This window comes from Janthinobacterium sp. TPC_1, assembly GCF_056037845.1.
In genome coordinates, this window is the sequence record NZ_CP195157.1 from 5,507,056 (window position 1) to 5,525,949 (window position 18,894).

15 protein-coding genes are annotated in these 18,894 nt (G+C 62.4%); 1 reads left to right on the forward strand and 14 read right to left on the reverse strand.

All coding sequences use genetic code 11. The annotated features are described in order from the left end of the window. Position 1 precedes the first annotated feature (1 nt). The 6 genes from ACQVLG_RS26775 to ACQVLG_RS26800 form a co-directional block, all read right to left on the reverse strand. On the reverse strand, positions 2-4,540 hold the full coding sequence (locus ACQVLG_RS26775; RefSeq protein ID WP_474291804.1) for a tape measure protein: 4,539 nt from the start codon (positions 4,538-4,540) through the stop codon (positions 2-4). 115 nt (positions 4,541-4,655) lie between these two features. Beyond that, positions 4,656-4,991 (reverse strand): phage tail assembly chaperone, encoded by a 336-nt coding sequence (locus ACQVLG_RS26780; RefSeq protein WP_474291805.1) that lies wholly within the window; start codon positions 4,989-4,991, stop codon positions 4,656-4,658. An 8-nt stretch (positions 4,992-4,999) separates the two neighbouring features. Further along, entirely contained in the window at positions 5,000-5,500 is a 501-nt protein-coding gene (locus ACQVLG_RS26785) for a hypothetical protein (RefSeq protein WP_474291806.1), read from the reverse strand. Positions 5,501-5,527: 27 nt separating this feature from the next. Beyond that, a complete protein-coding gene (locus ACQVLG_RS26790) occupies positions 5,528-6,196 on the reverse strand; it encodes a phage tail tube protein (RefSeq protein ID WP_474291807.1) in 669 nt (222 codons plus the stop codon). Further along, positions 6,169-6,732 (reverse strand): phage tail tube protein, encoded by a 564-nt coding sequence (locus ACQVLG_RS26795; protein WP_474291808.1) that lies wholly within the window; start codon positions 6,730-6,732, stop codon positions 6,169-6,171. The genes ACQVLG_RS26790 and ACQVLG_RS26795 overlap by 28 nt, the downstream gene beginning before the upstream one ends. 282 nt (positions 6,733-7,014) lie before the next feature. Then, complete coding sequence (locus ACQVLG_RS26800; protein WP_474291809.1) at positions 7,015-8,049, reverse strand: FeoC-like transcriptional regulator; 1,035 nt, start codon at positions 8,047-8,049, stop codon at positions 7,015-7,017. Between the two features lie 343 nt (positions 8,050-8,392). Between ACQVLG_RS26800 and ACQVLG_RS26805 the strand changes: the two genes are divergently transcribed. Further along, positions 8,393-8,911: a S24 family peptidase gene (locus ACQVLG_RS26805; RefSeq protein ID WP_474291810.1), complete on the forward strand. Its 519-nt coding sequence runs from the start codon at positions 8,393-8,395 to the stop codon at positions 8,909-8,911. A gap of 18 nt (positions 8,912-8,929) precedes the next feature. On the opposite strand, the gene ACQVLG_RS26810 is transcribed toward ACQVLG_RS26805, so the two are convergent. The 8 genes from ACQVLG_RS26810 to prpF all read right to left on the reverse strand — a co-directional run bounded on the left by ACQVLG_RS26810 (position 8,930) and on the right by prpF (position 18,889). Beyond that, on the reverse strand, positions 8,930-9,496 hold the full coding sequence (locus ACQVLG_RS26810; protein ID WP_474291811.1) for a hypothetical protein: 567 nt from the start codon (positions 9,494-9,496) through the stop codon (positions 8,930-8,932). Then, on the reverse strand, positions 9,493-11,883 hold the full coding sequence (locus ACQVLG_RS26815) for a caspase family protein (RefSeq protein WP_474291812.1): 2,391 nt from the start codon (positions 11,881-11,883) through the stop codon (positions 9,493-9,495). Before ACQVLG_RS26815 ends, ACQVLG_RS26810 begins: the two co-directional genes overlap by 4 nt. 13 nt (positions 11,884-11,896) lie before the next feature. Next, positions 11,897-12,601, reverse strand: a complete 705-nt coding sequence (locus ACQVLG_RS26820; RefSeq protein ID WP_230539373.1) for a M12 family metallopeptidase — start codon at positions 12,599-12,601, stop codon at positions 11,897-11,899. 218 nt (positions 12,602-12,819) lie between these two features. Next, positions 12,820-14,757, reverse strand: coding sequence for a propionate--CoA ligase (locus ACQVLG_RS26825; protein WP_474291813.1), 1,938 nt, complete (start codon positions 14,755-14,757; stop codon positions 12,820-12,822). 15 nt (positions 14,758-14,772) lie between these two features. Then, positions 14,773-15,999, reverse strand: a complete 1,227-nt coding sequence (locus ACQVLG_RS26830) for a hypothetical protein (protein ID WP_474291814.1) — start codon at positions 15,997-15,999, stop codon at positions 14,773-14,775. A gap of 12 nt (positions 16,000-16,011) precedes the next feature. Then, positions 16,012-16,200 carry a hypothetical protein gene (locus ACQVLG_RS26835; RefSeq protein WP_474291815.1) on the reverse strand — a complete coding sequence of 63 codons (189 nt, stop codon included), beginning with the start codon at positions 16,198-16,200 and terminating at the stop codon, positions 16,012-16,014. 11 nt (positions 16,201-16,211) lie between these two features. After that, positions 16,212-17,546 (reverse strand): MBOAT family O-acyltransferase, encoded by a 1,335-nt coding sequence (locus ACQVLG_RS26840; RefSeq protein ID WP_474291816.1) that lies wholly within the window; start codon positions 17,544-17,546, stop codon positions 16,212-16,214. 143 nt (positions 17,547-17,689) lie between these two features. Next, positions 17,690-18,889: a 2-methylaconitate cis-trans isomerase PrpF gene (gene prpF / locus ACQVLG_RS26845; RefSeq protein WP_474291817.1), complete on the reverse strand. Its 1,200-nt coding sequence runs from the start codon at positions 18,887-18,889 to the stop codon at positions 17,690-17,692. Positions 18,890-18,894: the final 5 nt, after the last annotated feature.

The window sequence follows — 18,894 nt, forward strand, 5'->3', positions numbered from 1 at the left end:
ACTATGCTCGCTTTCGATTGACTGGCCCAGACCGTGGCACGGGCCGCTTCCAACGCGCCGGCTGACACCTTGTCGGCGGCACGTTCATTGGCGTCGTAATTGCTGCTGATGATGGCGCCCGTCTGCTGGTCCTGATCGGCGCGCAGCTGACGCACTTCCTCGCGCAAGCCCTTGATCTCTGCCACCAGCGCTTCGTTGACGCCGTCGCCGGCACTGAAATATAACGCTGCATCGCTTGCGCCGCCGGCGCGTCGACCACCACCTCGTCAACGGCGGCAAACGGCATGCCGAAAGCGGACGCGAACTGCATCCCGCCTGTAATATCGACGTTGCCACCTGCCCGCAATGCCGCGCCCAGCGCATCGACCGCTTCCTTGATGCCGACCGCCGTCTTGTTCAAATTGATCAACTGCCCTACCTGCGTGTCGAGGGTCGTCAACTGCTTCTGCGCATCGCTCATCTGCGTGCCGGCAATCGCAGCCAGCGCCGCCAGGTCAGCCTGCACCCGTGCCGCATCGGCCGCATAGGCATCGCTCGATGATTTCACTACTTGGTTCGCCGTCAGGTACGCCGTGGCCGCCGCCGTCAGCGCCGATTGCGCCGCCGCGTCACCCGTCTTCGCCTTGGCAAGCGTTTCCTCATACTGGCGCTGCGCCTCAGCCATTTTCTGCATTGGCGTCAGGGTCGACAAGCTGCCCAGCAGCAGGGAATCCTTGAAAGAGCGGATGCCATCGCCGAAGGTTTTCAGGCGATCGATGGTGGATTTGAGGGCGGAGGATTCCGTCTCGTAGGCGCTGGCGATGTCTTGCCGCGCCTGCAGCTGGTCATATAGCGCCCGGTTGGAAGCATCGACCAAAGTACGCTCGCGGACACGCAATTGCGCCGAAGTCATCGTCATCTGGTCGAGCTTTTCCTGGATGCCCTTGCGCTCGTCGGCGATACCCTGCTCCGATTTTGTCAGGTCTTCCGTCGCCGCATGCGTCTTCGCAAATGCATCGGCCAGTGCCATCAGGCCCGCATACTGCTCGGCGCCCGTCTTGGTGGCCAATGCGCCGGAATTGGCCAGTTGCAAGACCGTGTCCTTGAATTGCGCGCGCGTGGTCACGCTGGCATAGCCCAGGGCTGCCATCTGTTCCGTCACGTGCTTTTGCACTGGCGCCAGGCGCTCGGCTTCGGTCAAGTAGTTTTCGGCAAAGAACGCGGTCCGATTTCCCAGTGCTTCCACACCGCCGGCAGCCTTGACCAACTGCTCGCGTGCCGCCAGGGACGCCACGCCAACGGCGCCGAATGCCTGCTGTGAGGTGCTGCCCAGGGTAGCCAGCACCGCATCGACAACAGCGTAGTGGCCTGCCAGACGCTGCAGCGCGGCGCTCGCCGACTCGCCTTTCATGCTCAGCTGCGACAGCGATGGCACCAGTTCCTTTGCCATCGCATCGCCGACGCCGGTAAAGAAGTCGGCAATGGCTTTCTGGTTCGCGGCGTCGTCCTTGGTCATGACAATATTGAGCGACTGCGTGCGTGTGGCCAGGCTATCCGTGTTGACGCCCAATGTGCTGGCGAAGGCGCCCGTCACCGCCTTCATCTGCGCATACGTATCGCCAAGCGATGCCGCCAGCTCGGCATCGACTTCAGAGCGGTCGGTACCTTTTTTATTCTTGCGGAAAAGGCCGCCTTTCTGGGTCCAGTTCGAATAACTCTCTCCCGTAAAGCCATCGGCACCGAGACTGCCGGAAATGCCGGCGCTGCTGACCTTTTTCTCGCCCATGCCGAACAGACGGTTCGCTGCTCCGCCCAGCAGGCCACCCACCAGCGCGCCCACGGCAGTACCTATCACCGGGAAAACGCTGCCAACGACAGCCCCGATCGCCGTGCCAGCATTGACGATGCCATTGCGGCCATATTCTCCTGAAATCATCTTGCCGCCATACACGCCGCCCATGACGCCGGCGGCGACGCTTGCCGCCGCGCCCGCACCGGTGGCGAATGCGCCATTGGCCCCGGCCGTGTATGGGGTGCCTTGCAGCATGCTCATGCCACGTTGCACGCCATTGGCCACCGAAGTACCAATACCGGAAAGTCCGCTGGACAGTGAATCGTAGATGCCCTTCGCCGAACTCAGGAGCGACTGGATACCGCCGCCGTTGGCCACGCTACCCTGCGCCTGCGCCGCGCCCGGATTCAGGAACGAGGCAAAGCCGGCCGCGATGGGCGACATGATCGGTTGCAGCACGAGGTTGTTGAACATGCTCTTCAACTTGTCCTTGAACATCGTCGCCAGGTTCTTGCCACCTTCGAAGCCATTCATGAAGGCGTCAGTCAGCGATTTTTCAATGTCCTTGGCACTGGCAGCCCAATCATCGGAGGCCTTCTTGGCCGCAGCGGCAGACGCTTCCTTGGCGGCCAGTCCTTCCGTCGCCGTCATGCTGCGCTGCTTGGCATCGATCAGAGCATTCAAATACTCGATCTGGGCCGCATTTTCCTTGCCCACCGCCAACGCCGCGCGCTGTTCCTTCAGCAGCGCCATTTCGTTTTGCGCGATGGCGGCTTTGCTCATGCCATACACCGCTACCAGCTTTTCGCCAGCTTCGGCCTCCTTGACGGCATCGGCAACGGCTTGCGTCCGTGTATCGGACAGCGCTTTCGCGTCTGCCAGCGCCAGCTCCGCCGCTGCCCTGGCCATCTTGTCCACCTCGATCTCGTCGAGATGGGCCTGTATCACCTTGCGCCTGACGTCGAACCCCGCCTGCTGCGACGCGGTCACTTTGCTCGTCCGATCCGCCAGGATTTCTTTCAACCGATAATCGAACTGTTGTGCCTCATTCAGCTCGGCATAACCTTCGGCCTCGCGCTTCAGGTCGCGGGCTTTACCACGCATGTCATCCATCATGGATTCGAAAGGCGTTGGCGGAGCGGGAGGCATCGGCACGCGTGTAGCCGGTCCATTCTTCGGTTTGCCCTCCGCGCCTTGCTCCTCAAGCTGCTTCAGCTTGCCGCGCAGCTCATCGAACTCACTCTGGAGCCTTGCCAGGCTGCTGTCCAACCCGGCCTTGTCCAGGGACTTGTATTTCCCCGTGCGATTGCGCACCGCCTCCATTTCCGTCGATATCTCTATCATGCGCGCGCCAGCCGGGGTATCCAATCCCTGCCCGGACACGCCCAGCTTTGCCAGCTCATTGCGCTTTGCCAGCTGAACCATCTGCTTGTCGAGTTCAGCAATGATATCTTTGGTACTTTTGCGCATGGGCTCTACGGCCTTCTCCGCATTGTCCTTCGATGAATTCCCCCACATATTCCAGGCAGTAACACCTAATCCTACGACAGTCACCAGCAAGCCGATATAACCGCCCATGAATGCCAAGGCTCCCTTCAGCACCCCAGCAGCCACGGATGCAGCGCGCGTTGCAGTCGTTTGCGCCACCAATGCAGCCGCATGGGCCTCGGCGGCAACTGCAGCGCGGGCCTGGGCCGGGATCAGTCCATTGGTGGTCAACGCCAGCGCCACGTCGGCCTGGCTGGCGCGTATCGTCGCTTGCAATTCAGCCACGCGCGCGGTCGCCAGTACCGAGGTGGCGGCGGTCGCCGTCACGTCGGCATTCGCCGCCGCCAGGGTGGATGCAAGCAAGGCCCGGTTGGCCGTGACCTTGCTATACGTAGCCACGACGACGCCGGCAGCCCAGGCGCCAAATTTCGCGGTGGTCAGCGTTTCCAGCACGCCAACGACCAGGGTCAGGTTATTCGACAGAAATTCGAGGCCGCTCGTCATCAGGCGCACGGCGCCGCTCGACTCCGCCTGCCTCGCCGTGAATTCCATCACGTTATTGCTCAAGACTGTAAAGCTGCCGCCGATGGTTTCGAACTGCACGGCTTCCTTGCGCAATTCGCCCAGCGCGTTCGGCAGCGCGATGGCCATCACCTCGGCGGTGATCAATCCTGCGCCTGCAAAACCGGCAAGCGCTTCTTGCGACACGCCCAGACCGGCGGCCATTGCCGCCATGACTTCAGGGGCGGCCTGGCTGATGGCGTTAAATTGCTGGCTGCTCAAGGCGCCATCGGCGAAGGCATCGGACAGCCCCTTGACGGCGGTAGCGGAATCGGCCGCGGAGGCGCCGCTGACCTTGACGCCCAGATTGAGGGCCTCGGTGATGCCGGCCACTTCGGCCTGGCTGATGCCCAGTTTTTTGGTCGCATCGTTCATTTGGGCATACAACCCCGCTGTGGCAGCAAGGTCCGTCTGCCCCGAGGCGGCAATGCGCTTGACGTTGTCGTACGCCTCGCCATATTCCTGCGTGGAACTGGTCGACATGCGCAATTGCGCAGTCAGTTTCGTATATTCGTCGGACAGTTTGACGATCTGGCCGATATTGTTGGAAATACCCAGGCTGGACAGTATCTCCGTGTATTTTTTCGTGACATCTTCAAGTTTGAAAGTCGACTTGGCAGCCCGTTCGCTGGCCTCGCGCATTCGTTCCAGGTCATCTGCGGCAATGCGCACACTGAGCGTATCGATGCGTATCTGTAATGTTTCAATTTCAACGGTCATAATTTACCCATAAAAAAAGCCACCGCAAAGGTGACTGTGCAATCGAGGCCACCTTCGCGACGGCTGTTGTGTTTTCCGTGTCACCTCTGCTGTAAAAATCAGGGCAAAACCAGGGCTAAAGCGAACTGTTTTGATGGGAGATATACGCTGCGTCGAGCTGATCGACCAGTTCCTCTTCCCATACCGTCAGACGGATACGATGCCGCAGTTGCCATGCCAGGATATCCAGGCTGCTCAAGGGATTGACCGCCATGCCGTTCTGCCGCTTGCGGCTCATCTGCACAAAAAACTGCCACACATGCGCCAGTTCAAACGGCAGTTGCGCGCGAACGGGAGCCTGCGGCTCCCGGTAAAGTGGATGGCGCTTCGCGGCATCCAGGTGCTCGCCTTTCGCATTGCCATCGGCCGCCTTTGCCGAACGCTCAAACTGTTCGTCGGCAAAGAGCAGCAAGGCGGTGGCTAGACCGTCAAAAAATTGCCGTCCGCCTCGAGCGCAGCCAGCACTTTTTCCTGCCAGGACGGCATTTTTTCAAAAATCGCCTTCAGCAAAGCCGGGGAAGGTTGTACCGGCACGCCCTTGTCGACGAAACCAGGCATGCCCACCACCACAGCGATGGCGATCTTCATGTTGCGGTTTTCCGCCAGGTCATACAGTTCCGCCGCGCCTTCGTCCGTCTTTGCATCGATTTGCTTGCTTTTTTGCACCGAGCGTTTGATCGCCACCACCGACGTTTCACGGATCACGGCACGGTACTGATCGGAATTTTTGCTGACGATGTCAAAGCCCGCCTTGTGCGCGCCGTCATCGTCAAACAGCACCGACACCAGGTGAACCTGGTCCACAGCCTTGTTGCCATCATTCAACAGGGAGATATCAAAACCAGCCGAGGCGATCATTTGTGCGTTGTTCATATATTTTTTCTTTCTTGATTGAGGTAAAAGTAAAAAGGCCGCCACCAAGGCGGCCCCGGTACAGGTACTAGCCGCTTACAGCGCGCTGTCCTGGATGCTCAAGGTGGTCGCTTCATGCTGCGCGTCGGCGCCCTTGTAGCGCAGGACGTCGAAGGCGCAGGTGACGATCTTGTTTTTCTCGCCGTCGTCGATCTTGGCCGAGGTGATCTTGATGCGGCCCATGGCCAGCGCCAGCACGTCGGCGGTCGGCGCCGTGCCCGACGCCATGGCGTAGGCCAGCGGGATTTCCGTCTCGGACTTGAAGTAGTCGAGGTAGGTGGCGTCCTGCAGCAGCACCGTGAACTGGCCCGAGCCCATCACCTTGCCGCGCGAGGCGGCCGTGGCGTACTTCGAGCCGATCACCGGATCGACCTTGACCTGACCATCGAGCGAGACGGACATGCCGGTGCAGATCTGCGACGGGATGCCGTTCACCGACAGCATCGCCGTGGCGCCCGAGAACTTGCCGGAAACCGGCGCGGCCAGCGGCGTGGGGAAGTACGGCACGGCCGTGGTCGGGCCTTCCGCCTTGCCCATCAGGGTGAAGTCCAGGCTGGTGATGCCGTTCGGCTGCACGGCGATGTCCATCTTGCTGACCAGCTGGTCGACGAAGCTGCGGTGCACGCCGATCTTCGGGTCCTGCACTTCGGCCGTGAACCAGTCGGTGGTGTGGCCGCTCAAGGGGGTGAAGCTGCGCTTGCCCACGGCCGCCACGCCGACCGAGTGCCGGCCGCCTTGACGATCATGGCCGAACCGTCCATGAACTGGCCATTCAGGTTGGTCGCCGTCACCGACGTGACGAAGAAGTTCTTAGCATTGTTGGCGGCGGCCGGCGCCGTCATGCCGGTGATGCGCACCACGCTGCCGGCGCGAAAGCCCTCGGCCAGCCAGGAACCGGCGCTGCGCGTCAGGCCGGAGGCGGCGGCAGCGATGGTGGTTTGCGCGGCAGCGACGCCGCCGGCCGTGAAGTCGCGGCGCAGCAGCGCTGCCATCAGCGGCGCATAGGTGCCGCACGCCGCTTCGGCCTTGATGGCGCCCGTGGTGCGGAAATTGCCCAGGCGGGTATCGCCCTGCTGCTGGCTGGCGTCGATTTCGGCGCTGGCGTATTTGTCCGCTTCCGTGTCGAAGGTGGCCGTGACGCGGGGATAAATCTGGCCGCCGCCGGCGGCGGCCTTGCTGCCTTCGGCGCTTTGTTTGCTGATAACGATCAAGCTGTCGATGCCGTTTGCTGTCGATGCCATAAGTAATACCTTTCGTGGGATGAAAAAAAAGACCACAGCTGTGGTCTTGAGGGGTGGAACTGCCAAGTATCGGGAAAATAAAAAGCCCGCGCGGTGAGGCGGCGGGCTGGCGTCCGGATGGCGCGAGGCCGTGCCGGACGGAATGGGCGAAGGGGGCCATGAAGGCGGTTCGCTGCGCTGATTTCCCCTATCGGTGTCGCGCCGAAAGCGCGTCTATTACGAGTGGAGAAGCATGTGGTCCTGCGGTGTTGCCGGTGTTGCTGTTGCTGCGTGATCGAGACTCTATTGTAGGGGCATTTTTTTCAGGGCCAGGCATATTGCAAAAAACTTTTCAGTGACCCAGGCGGCGCATGGCGCGGGCGCCGTGCGACTGAAAAATGCTTTCCAGCTCGCTGACCATGTCCTTGATGCGTTCGAGCTCGAAACCGCCGGAGCAGCTGATGGCCGCTTCGCCGGCGCCGTGGCAAGCCTTGCAGACGACGGGCGCGCGCCGGCCTGCATGGCGGCGACGACGCCCGTACCATGGCATACCTTGCATTTGCTGTCGAGCCAATGCGCGAGCGAGGCTTCGGCCACGCGGCGGTACAGGGTATTGGCTGCCTGCGCATCCCAGGCCGTATGCGCCTTGACCCAGCGCCGCGCGCGGCCCTTCTGCGTCACTGCCGCCGTCCAGGCGCGCAGCAGCTGCGCCAGGTTGCCCGCATTGCCTTCGAACAGGCGGCTGACGGTGCCGTCCGCGTATTTGACGCGGCACAGCAAGGCGCCCATGTCGCCGGCCAGCGCGGCGGCCGCGATCACGTCCAGGTCGTGGTGGACGGCATCGTCGCGCAGGTTCTGCGACGACAGCGATGCGATGAATTTTTCTGCAAATCCCATGATTTTCTCCTCGTTGATTCTGGTCTTAATTTTCCTGCGCCGGTCCGAACAGGGCCGCCACCAGCGGATCGCGGCGCGCCGCACCGCGTGGCCAGCTGGCCGTGCGGCGCACTGCTGCGGCGGCAGTTCGGCCCAGCCGTCGACCTCGTCGTCCTGCTCGCCCAGCGCATACAGGGCGGGCCGCTGGCGCCCCGGCTCCGTGCAATGGCGCTGCGCCAGGTGAATCTGTCCCATGCCGCACATGTGGCGCAAATAGCGGCTCATGGTGCCCGCATCGAGTCCCAGCAAGGCGGACAATTGCGCCGCGCTGGCCTGGCCCTGCTCGCGAATGTACTGTGCGATGCGGGCGATATGCAGCTGCGACTTCTTGCTGCGTCCCTGTAACTGGCGCCCCTGCCGCGGCACCGCCCTGCTTTCAACCGACTGACTGCTGTTCAACATCTGCCTGACCTCCCGTGGTGTCGCCCACCGGTAAACGCTGTAGTACGTTTGCGACAGGCAACGAGTGGACTTTATCAATCGCTAATGTTAAAGTCAAGCATTTGGTAATTTATCAAACGGTAAATTTCAGGTTTAATGTGGAGATGAATATGTATCAATACAGACGCGACCGCTGCTGGCCCTGATCCGCGAACACTACGACAACACACGCAAGAAGATTTCCGACGTCAGCGGCTGGAGCGAGGCGCGCATCTCGCAAATCCTCTCGCCCACCTACCGCGAGGGACGTGCCTTCAGCGAGAAGATCGCGCGCAAGCTGGAAGCGGACCTGCAACTGGACAGCATGTATTTCGACCAGGGCGCGGCGCCCGACCAGGCGGCGCTGGCCGCACGCGCGCTGGCCGGCGTGCAGCCTGTGGTCGTGGAAGATGGCGAGGACGAGCGTTTCTACCCGATTCGCAAGGTCAAATTGCGCCTGTCGGCCGGGATCACGGGCTTTGCCATCGAACCGGAAACGCACGACGGCAGCACCATCAGCGTGCCGCGCAGCTGGGTCGAGCGCAATGGCTACCACCCAGAAAAACTGGTGGCGATCAAGGTCAAGGGCGAGAGCATGGAGCCGGCCCTGTACGAGGACGACGTGGTGATCATCAATACGGCCGACAACCGGCCGGCCGACGGCATCGTGTTTGCCATCAATTACGAAGGCGAGCCGGTGGTCAAGCGCATGGCGCGCGATATCGGCGAGTGGTGGCTGACGTCGGACAACCCGGACCAGCGCAAATACCACCGCAAGCTATGCCGTGGCAATGAATGCCTGATCGTCGGCCGGGTCGTGCGCAAGGAAAGCGACCGGATCTGAACAGGCGCGACGCGCATCTCAGGGCAAGCGCCATCCCTTGTAGGCGGCGGCATCGTCCATCGGCAGGGGCGCCGCAACGCCGGTGGCATGGGCGAAGCTGACGTAATCGACGATATCGATGCGCACGGCAATATCGTCCTCGCCAGGAGGACAGGTACGCAGCCTGAACGTCAAGGAAACGCAGGACGCTGCTGCGGGTCCGGAGTATTTATGGCCGAATACTTTCCATACGGGCGTAGCGCCCTGCTGGCGTATGCCGGCAAGCCACAGGACGCCAGGCAAGGCCAGCTCGCCAGGACTGCCCCAATCCCATGGCTGGCCCGATACTGCATCAACCCGTGTTGCGTCCCCCAGCTCGGCCATTACCGCCAGCATCGATGGCACCACCGCCCGGTTCTCGGCCATCCCGATCCAGAAACACTCTTCGTCCGCCAGCGGCAGCAGCCATGCACCTGCCGCATTGCGCCCGATTGGCAGCGCACCGAGACTGGCAGGAGGTTGCTCAACCAAACCCGTCGGCGGATAACGGAAACGCTGAAAGGTCAATGTCAAATGCTGCCCCAACGCAAGGCGGCCAGGCGTCATGGCAGCGGCGCGGGTACCAGCAGTTCCAGCGCGGATGGCGGCAGCTGCAATTGCCGCGCCTTCATCTGCCAGGGATCGGCCTGCGCAGGCGGCGCCATGGCCATGGCAGGGACGACAGGCGCAGGCGAAGCGAGGGCCTTGCGCAAGGTAGCGCTTACGGCATTCCGGATATCCGCATCGATAGCCCACGCCATAAACGGTGGCAAGGGGGCAAGCGCCTGTACCCGGCTCCACATGGCGGAAGGAAGGTTGATACGTCCACCTTGCGCAGCCCGCACCAGCAAGGGCCAGCTGCGCGCGAACAGGGGCGGCCCATCGAGCGCCACATCCTGCGGCACCCTGATGTCGGGGCACTGCAGGGCCAGCGCCACCCAGTCAGGGTGCGTGGATCCGAGCAGAGGCAGTAACGATTGCACGACAGGATCGAGTTTGCCCATGGGACGATACCGGTCGCGCTCGAACTCCAGCAGCAACAGGTGGGCGCCTATGAGGCCGAGGATAGGATTGTCTGCATTTTGCAGCAACAGGTCTTCCAGACCATCACTGAGTATGCGCCGTTCGTCGGCAAGCGCCAGACGGGCGTTCTCGGCCAGTTGATCACTGCCATAATCCAACGGAGCGCCCGTTACGACCCTGTGCATCATCAGCGACACACGCGGCCGCACGGATAGCTTGTCCGTGCCGGGGGTACCTCGGCGCAACAGGTACACTTCCAGCCGCCATCCCTTGCGGATAATCAAACTCTGTTCCAGTACGGTGCCATCCTTCAACGTCTGGCGCAGGAAATACGGACCAGGCACCAGCTCCCTGCTGCCCACGGCATACGGATCGGCGTCGCGCTGCAATGCCGCATCGCGCGCGCAATCGAAAACGGTGGTACCGTCGGCATCGACGACGGATACACCGTGCCACGGTTCGCTGTGCATCAACTTGGCATTTCCGCCAGCATAGGCGCGCACCATGAGCAGCAGCACTCCGTTGCCCGCATCGACCGCCTGCCTGCTGGCCGCCTCGAGCGCCCGCATTCGGGCTTCGGTATGCGCCGGCAGCGAGGATGTTGCTCCAGGCAAGGGGACTACCGCCGATGGCGGAAGCGTGACGCTGGCGGCATCGATCGATATATTGTCGCGATCGAGCATGATGACGCGCTGGCTGATGGCGCGGCCGGAGCGCATCTTGATCTTGAACAAGCCGAACGGCAATGACACCGCCAAGCTCCCTGGCTGGCTGTCAACCAGCGACAGGCGCTGATCGATGACAAAGATCTCCGTGGTCAGGTTCCCCGGATCGACCTTGAGGCGGAAGATTTCCTCCACTGCGGGCATCTCGACCTCAGGCCCCGTTTCCTGTACCTGAACCCGCATGTCGCACAGCACTTCAAAGCCCTGCGACAAGCCCAGGGCCGGTACCTGCAGCAAGTAAAGTCCCGGCGCCAGCAACTGCTCCGTTCCATCGACGGTGAACTGCTGCGCGACAGGCGGCACGCCGCTCCACAGCCAGGCGGCATGGCCAAGCGCCTCAGGCGCGAATTCGAACGCCACGCGATAGCGCAATGGTGCGATGCCGCGGGCGAAAACCAGCGCGCGGTCCTCCTGCAGGATTTCAGGTTCCAGCGCGACCTCGCTGCTGGCGCGTTGGTCCTCCGTCATCAGGGCCGACTGGGCATTGCGCACCCAGTCGGCCAGGCTGCGCCCCGTGACCCGGCCGTTATGGTCGGCCGCCGCCCCGCGCAAGCCTTGCAGCAAGGCCCAGGTAAACACCCCGTGCACCTTGCCGTCGGCCGGCATGAGCCTTTCGACCGCCTTCAACGGCCGCTGCGCGGCAAAAGCCACAAAGTTGGCCCGCGGCGGGATGCCGGCATTAATCACGTTCAACAGCGGATCGCGCACCGGCTCGAGCGCCATGCGATCCATGCAGCAGTCCATCCACAGCACGAATTCACGAAACAGTGCGCTGTCCTGCAGCCAGTTGAGCCAACCGGTGGCGTGGATATGGGCATTCATGCGCGGCGTGGCATCGGCGGTAAACAGGCAAGCACTATTGCGCCGGCTCGAAAAACCATGGCCCGTCATGAACAGGTACAGACGCTCCCCCACCTGCATGCTCTTGCGAGCTAGCCGGTTGGCTTCGGCAAGGTCGGCGATCCGCGCCAGCGCCGCCTCCAGTTCGGAGCCCGTGGGCCGGGGCTTGCCCGCCACGACCGCCGCGGCATCGGAAATAATGACGTGGATCGTGCTGTCATCGGCAAAGGCGCCGCCTTGCGGATCCAGCAACCACTCCTTGATGGCATCGACATCGTTAACGGGGCCGAGCAGCCTGGCCGGTTGTTTATCCTCGCCCAGTCCCGGATAGTCGTCAATGCCGATTAATATCGCATGGTCCGGCATATATCCCCCTCGCTTATCGGTAGGTATCTCTGATGAATTTCTTGTCCTGCTCGGACAAGCGGGAATTGAAGCCGACCGAGGTGCCATCCTCCGTCCACGCCAGCGGGATCGGATACATCATGATCGAATCACGATCCAGCTTGGTCGCCACCACCTGATCCAGCGTATACTTCTGGAACATGTTGCGCTCGATCGTATCCATGTCCCAGTTGTTCGGCGGCCCGCTCAGGTCGCGGATCACGGCATCGCGGTTCCATTTGATGCCGCCGTCCCTGGGGTTCATGTGTTCATGCGTCAAGCCGAGCAAATGGCCGAATTCATGCAGTACCACGCTGCGCACTTCCTCATCGCTGGACCCCGTCGTCAGCCAGCCGAAGTTCATCGTCGGCTTCGGTTCCGGTATGCTCCTGCACATGGTGCCCATGTAAGACCACGAACCATTCCCCTGCTGGAATGCGATGCGCACGTCGCTAGGGCCGTGCTGGACGAATGAGAATGTCAGATTCGCCAGCTTGTCCCATTCATTGGCAACCTGGCGCACCCGCTCTTGCAATTCCGCATTGCCCTCAAGAAAACGTATGGTGATGACGCTATGATCCGGCCATTTCGCGTCCCGCAAAAGGACGCCCTTGGTCTGGTGCTCAAGCACCTCGCGCTGCTTGGGGTCGATGTCTTTGCTCGTAAAACAACTGCAATAGTATTGTTTATTCGCCGGCATGGTCGTCTCCCGTCATGGTGAGGATGGATATCAGGACTGGTATGAATAGGGAGAAAACAGCAGTGCAGTGCAGTGCAGTGCAAGCCTGACAGGCAGCGGCCGTATCTCCTTTCCATAAGACGGACGCCAATGAAAAAAGGTTCATTTTTATTTTTTCGCAACTATCGATCGCCTGCGCCTGGGTACGGGCCCATCGTGATGAGGGCCCGTCAGGCCGATCAGACTGCCAGTGCGCTTTGAATGTGCTGCAAGCATGCCGGATCGTCCATCGACGTCAGGTCGCCCGGGCTGCGTCCTTCGCAGATGGCCTGGATCGAACGGCGCAGCAGCTTGCCCGAACGCGTCTTCGGCAGCTGCGCCACGAACAGCACGCGCGCGGGCCGCGCCACGGCGCCCAGCTGACGGTCGACCACGGCCATCACTTCGCGTTCCAGCAGCGCCTTCGCCTCGATGCTGTCGACGCCCTGCGGATTCTTCAGGATCACGAAAGCCATCGCCACCTGGCCTTTGAGCTTGTCCTCCACGCCCACCACCGCCACTTCCGACACGTTCGGATGGCTGGTGATGCTTTCCTCGATCTCGCGCGTGCCCAGGCGGTGGCCGGCCACGTTGATGACGTCATCGGTGCGGCCCAGAATAAAATAATAGCCGTCCGCGTCGCGCACGCCCCAGTCGAAGGTGGAATACACTTGCCGCCCGCCGAAGGTGGACCAGTAGGTGTCGACGAAACGCGCATCGTCGCCGTAGACCGTCTGCATGCAGCAGCCCGGCGGCAGCGGGCCTTCCAGCACCAGCACGCCCTTCTCGTTGGCGCCGCACTCCTCGCCCGTCGCCTCGTTGAGCAGTTTGACCTGGTAGCCGTACATGGCCAGACCCGGACTGCCCAGGCGCGTCGGGGTGTCGGCCACGCCTTTCGCCACCGACAAAATCGGCCAGCCCGTCTCCGTCTGCCAGTAGTTGTCGATGATGTCCACTTTCAGCTCGTCAGCGATCCATTGCGAGGTGGTTTCATCGAGCGGCTCGCCCGCCAGGTACAGCGCCTTCAGGGAGGACAGGTCGTATTTGCGCATCAGTTCCACCGGATGCTTGCGCAGCACGCGGATGGCCGTCGGCGCCGAGAACATGCGCGTGACCTTGTATTTTTCAACGATGCTCCACCAGATGCCCGCATCGGGGCAGATCGGCAAGCCCTCGTACAGGATGGTGGCCATGCCGGCGATCAGCGGGCCATACACGATGTAGGAATGGCCCACCACCCAGCCGATATCCGAGGTGGCAAAGAAGGTTTCGCCGGGCTTGCCGCAGAAGTTGTACTGCATCGACGAGGCCAGCGCCACCGCATAGCCGCCCACGTCGCGCTGCACGCCCTTCGGCTTGCCCGTCGTGCCCGAGGTGTACAGTACGTACGAAGGCTCGTTCGATTCGAGCCAGGCGACGGGCACCCGCGCGTCCAGGTGCTGCTCGCGCAGGGTCGCGTAATCGACGTCGCGGCCCGGCGTCAGTTCCATCGGCACCAGATGGCGGTCGACCAGCAGCACCTGCAGCGGCTTGTGCGCGGCGATGCGGATGGCTTCGTCGAGCAGCGGCTTGTAGGCGATCGCCTTGCCGTTGCGCGAACCGGCATCGGCGGAAAACACCAGCTTGGGCTGTGCATCGTCGATGCGGCTGGCCAGGCTGTTGGCGGCAAAACCGCCGAACACCACGGAATGCACGGCGCCGATGCGGGCGCACGCGAGCATGGCAAACGCCGCCTCGGCGATCATCGGCATGTAGATCAGGACGCGGTCGCCCTTGACGACGCCCAGCGACAGCAAAATGGCGGCGCAGCGTTCCACTTCGCGCTGCAGTTCGCGAAAGCTGTAGCTGCGCTCCGTGTTCGTTTCGGTGGAAATGGCGATCAGCGCGGCGGCGTCGCCCTGGCTGTCCACCCAGCGGTCAACGGCGTTATGGCACAAATTGGTGGTGCCGCCGACGAACCATTTGGCGAAAGGCGGGCGGGAATAATCGAGCACTTGCGAAAACGGGGTGTGCCAGTCGATCTTGTCCGCTTCCTCGCGCCAGAAAGCGTCAGGCGTGTCGATCGAGCGTTGATAAAATGCTGCGAAATTCATGTCTCCTCCGGTGTACGTGCAATTTGTGTTTTTTTGTTCGTGCATGTTCTGCTTATCTGTTCATCTGCTTCCTCCAGTGTGGCTATGCTGTGTGGCGAGCAGCTGCCTTGAAAACAATGCCGGCTGCGCCGCCGCGCAACTGTTGCGTTCCTGCGCGATCCGCGCGCGGTTTTCCTCGAGGCTGGCGTCATCGAGCGGCATGCCAAATTGCCCATCGGCAGGCGCAATATCCTGCGGCGACATCACGCGCTGCAATACGATATCGCCCAGCGCCTTCTTGAAATGTCCGGCCTCCCAATACCAGTGCGTGGCAGTGCCGCGCTCGTTGGCGGCGGGTATCGGCTCGCAGTTGTATGCGCCATAGCCGCTGAAATCAGTGAGGGAAATATGCGCATCCGGGTAGCGCGCCCTGACCGCGCCAATTTCGTGCACCAGCCGTACTTTCCATACTTCGAACAGGGGCCACAGCCCGGCAGCCTCGAACATGGCCAGCATTTGCGCGTGATACGGATAGATCACCAGCTTGATATCGGCCTCGGTGGCCGCCATCGCCAGCAAAAAGGTGCGCAGCAATTGAAAGTCTTCGGTGGCAAGGCCCCGCGTCGATTTGCGGCGCAAGTTGGCGGCGCTTTCCTGCGCCCGCTGCGTGAACATCTTGTGGTAACCATCCCGGCGCGCATGGGCGCCGTACTCCAGCATGGGATTGAAGCCATCGGCCGACAAGGTGGCCGCCTCATCGTCGTGCTGAATGCGCAGCGTCTGCGCCGCATCCCTGACGGAGGCCAGCGAAAAGAGCGCATCGAAGCGCCAGAAGGCGCGGCCATGCGCCGGCGTGGCGGCCGCAGGCGCCGGAAGTGCGGACGGTGCGACGGCGGGATTGAGAAAATCGATGAATTCCACGCCCACGATGACCGTGCGTGGCCGGACGCCGGCCTCGCGCAGTTGCGCAAACTGGCTGGCGGACGTCGCCAGGCCCGTGCCCGGAATCGCCAGATTGTAGCCGGGGCCCAGCGCCGACAAGGCGCCGGCGCGCGGATCGAAGCCGATCTCCGCGCGCGAATTGCCGAGGATGATGAAGCGCGGCTGCCTGCGCAGCGCATGTTCCTGCTTGATCTGGTTCTGGTAGCGGCTCAGGCCCGGCTTGACGGCATTGAAATTATCGCGCCGGACGACGCCATACAGGCCATAAGGGTCGACGACGAAAACGAAGGCGCCCACCAGCACGGCGCCCCCCGCCAGCACCAGCGCCAGTACGGCCAGATAGGATTTGAAAGGGGATGCCGTCATGATGCGCCCTCTCTAGAATTGAAAATACAGGAATTCAGCGGGGCGGTTCAGGGCCAGCATGCTCGCCAGCGCGAGCACGGCGATGGCGGCCGCCCAGGCAGGCGAGGCGCGCCAGGTGAGCCAGGCCCGCAGGTGTCGCCCACCGGCAGAAAAATCCAGCGCCGGATCAAAGTGGCGCATGATCTGCTGCGTATTCGGCATGGAAAAAGTAATCAGCGTGCTACCGCTATCCACGTCCAGCTTTCAATGAACACCGTGCCGCCGCCCAGGTAATAGCCCGTGCCGATGGCGGCCAGCACAGGCTGAAGCGGCAGTAAATGGGGCGCCAGCGCATCGGGCAAGTCCAGGCCAAAGCCGCCCGCCATGCCTTGGATGATTGTCAGGGCGGTTGCCATGTCGGGTGCGCGAAAGAAGACCCAGGCGACGCAGACGGCAATGAAAGTGAGGACCGTCGCCAGGATGTTGCCAACGCGCGTATCGGACGGCAGGTGAAGCTTGCACGCCACCGTGCTCCAGCCCTTGTGGATGGCCAGGTAAGCGCCGTGCAGCGCCCCCCAGACGATAAAATTCCAGCCGGCGCCATGCCACAGGCCGCCCAGCACCATGGTGATCATCAGGTTCAGGTAGCGCCGCGCGGGTCCGCAGCGGTTGCCGCCCAGCGGAATGTACAGGTAGTCGCGCAGGAAACGCGACAGTGTCATGTGCCAGCGGCGCCAGAATTGCGCGATATTGCGCGCTTTATAGGGCGAATCGAAGTTCAAGGGCAGGCGCACGCCGAACAGGCGCGACAAGCCGATGGCCATGTCCGAATAGCCGGAAAAATCGAAGTACAGCTGGAAGGTGTAGGCCAATACGCCGCCCCAGGCGGCCAGCAGCGAGGGCGCGGCAGGGTTATCGAACAGCGGCGCCGCATACGGACCGATGTTATCGGCGACCAGGACTTTTTTCGCCAGGCCGATGAAGAAGATCGTACTGCCGATGGCCACATTCCTGGCCGAGAGGCGAAAGATGCGCCGGTCGGCAAACTGCGGCATCATTTCCTTGTGGTGCAATACGGGGCCGGCGATCAGGTGCGGGAAATAGGTGACAAACAGCAGATAGTGGACAAAGCGGCTTTCCTGCGCCTTGCCCTGGTAGGTATCGACCAGGAAGGCGATCTGCGTAAAGGTGAAAAACGAAATGCCGATGGGCAGGATCACATGCAGGGCGGGCAGCGGCTGCGCCAGCAATTGCGCCACGCTGGCGACGAAGAAGCCCGCGTACTTGTAATACGCAAGCAGGCCCAGATTGGCGGCGATGGCCGCCGTCAACAGCGCCTTGCGGTGCCTGCCGCGTCCAGGCCCGAGCCGGCCCGCGCAGCCGTAGTTGAAGACGATGGAGCCGAGCAGCAGCGGCACATAGCGGTAATCCCACCAGCCGTAGAACAGCAGCGAGGCGCCGGCCAGCCAGGCGGCGGCCCATAACTGGCTGCGCCGTCCCAGGATGAAAAATCCGGCCACCGTGATGGGCAGATAGGCAAACAGGAAGACGTAGGAATTAAATAGCATCGGTTCACCAGTCAGGAAGCGTGGGAGACCGCCACCGCGCGTACATCGCGGCTGACGCTCCCCATTTTCCTTGCCGTTCAGTTTCTTTGCTAGCAGAAATATCAACTTATCTGCATGCGCATCCGCCCATTTGACCTGACAGCTTAAAACGCGTCGCCGGGAATGCGCACAACACCTTCCATCAGCACGCGCGCGCTGCGGCTCATGATGGCCTTGGTGACGCTCCATTGGCCATCGACCTGCTGCGCTTGCGCGCCCACCGTCAGGGTGCCGGAGGGGTGGCCGAAGCGCACCGCGTTGCGGGGACCGCCGCCCGCCGCCAGGTTCACCAGGGTGCCGGGAATGGCCGCTGCCGTGCCGATGGCAACTGCCGCCGTGCCCATCATGGCGTGGTGCAGCTTGCCCATGGACAGGGCACGCACCAGCAGGTCGACGTCGCCCGCTTCCACCTGCTTGCCGCTGGACGAGACATAGCCGGCCGGTTTGGCAACAAACGCCACTTTCGGCGTGTGCTGGCGCTTCGCCGCTTCATCCAGGTGGGAGATCAAACCCATGCGCAGGGCGCCGTGTGCGCGGATGGTCTCGAAACGGGCCAGCGCGACCGGATCGCCGTTGATGGCGTCCTGCAGTTCCGTGCCCGCGTAGCCGATGGCGTCCGCATCGACGAAAATCGTCGGGATGCCGGCGTTGATCATGGTGACTTTCAACACGCCGATGCCGGGCACGTCGAGGTCGTCGACCAGGTTGCCGGTAGGGAACATGGCCGAACTGCCAGCATCGCCGCCCTCCTCGTCCGCGGCCGGGTCGAGAAATTCCAGTTTCACTTCGGCGGCCGGGAAAGTCACGCCATCGAGCTCGAAGTCGCCCGTTTCCTGCACTTCGCCATGCGTCATGGGGACGTGGGCGATGATGGTCTTGCCGATATTGGCTTGCCAGATGCGCACCGTGGCGATGCCATTGGCAGGCACGCGGGCCGCGTCCACCAGGCCGCTGGCAATGGCAAACGAGCCGACGGCGGCCGACAGGTTGCCGCAATTGCCGCTCCAGTCGACGAAAGGCTTGTCGATCGAGACCTGGCCGAACAGGTAGTCAACGTCGTGCTCCGGCTTCGTGCTTTTCGCCAGGATCACCGTCTTGCTGGTGCTCGACGTGGCGCCGCCCATGCCGTCGATCTGCTTGCCGTAGGGGTCGGGGCTGCCGATCACGCGCAGCAGGAGCGCATCGCGCGCGGCGCCCGGCACTTGCGCGCTGGCGGGCAAATCCTGCAGGCGGAAGAACACGCCCTTGCTGGTGCCGCCGCGCATGTAGGTGGCGGGGATCTTAATTTGGGGTACGTGGGTCATGAAAT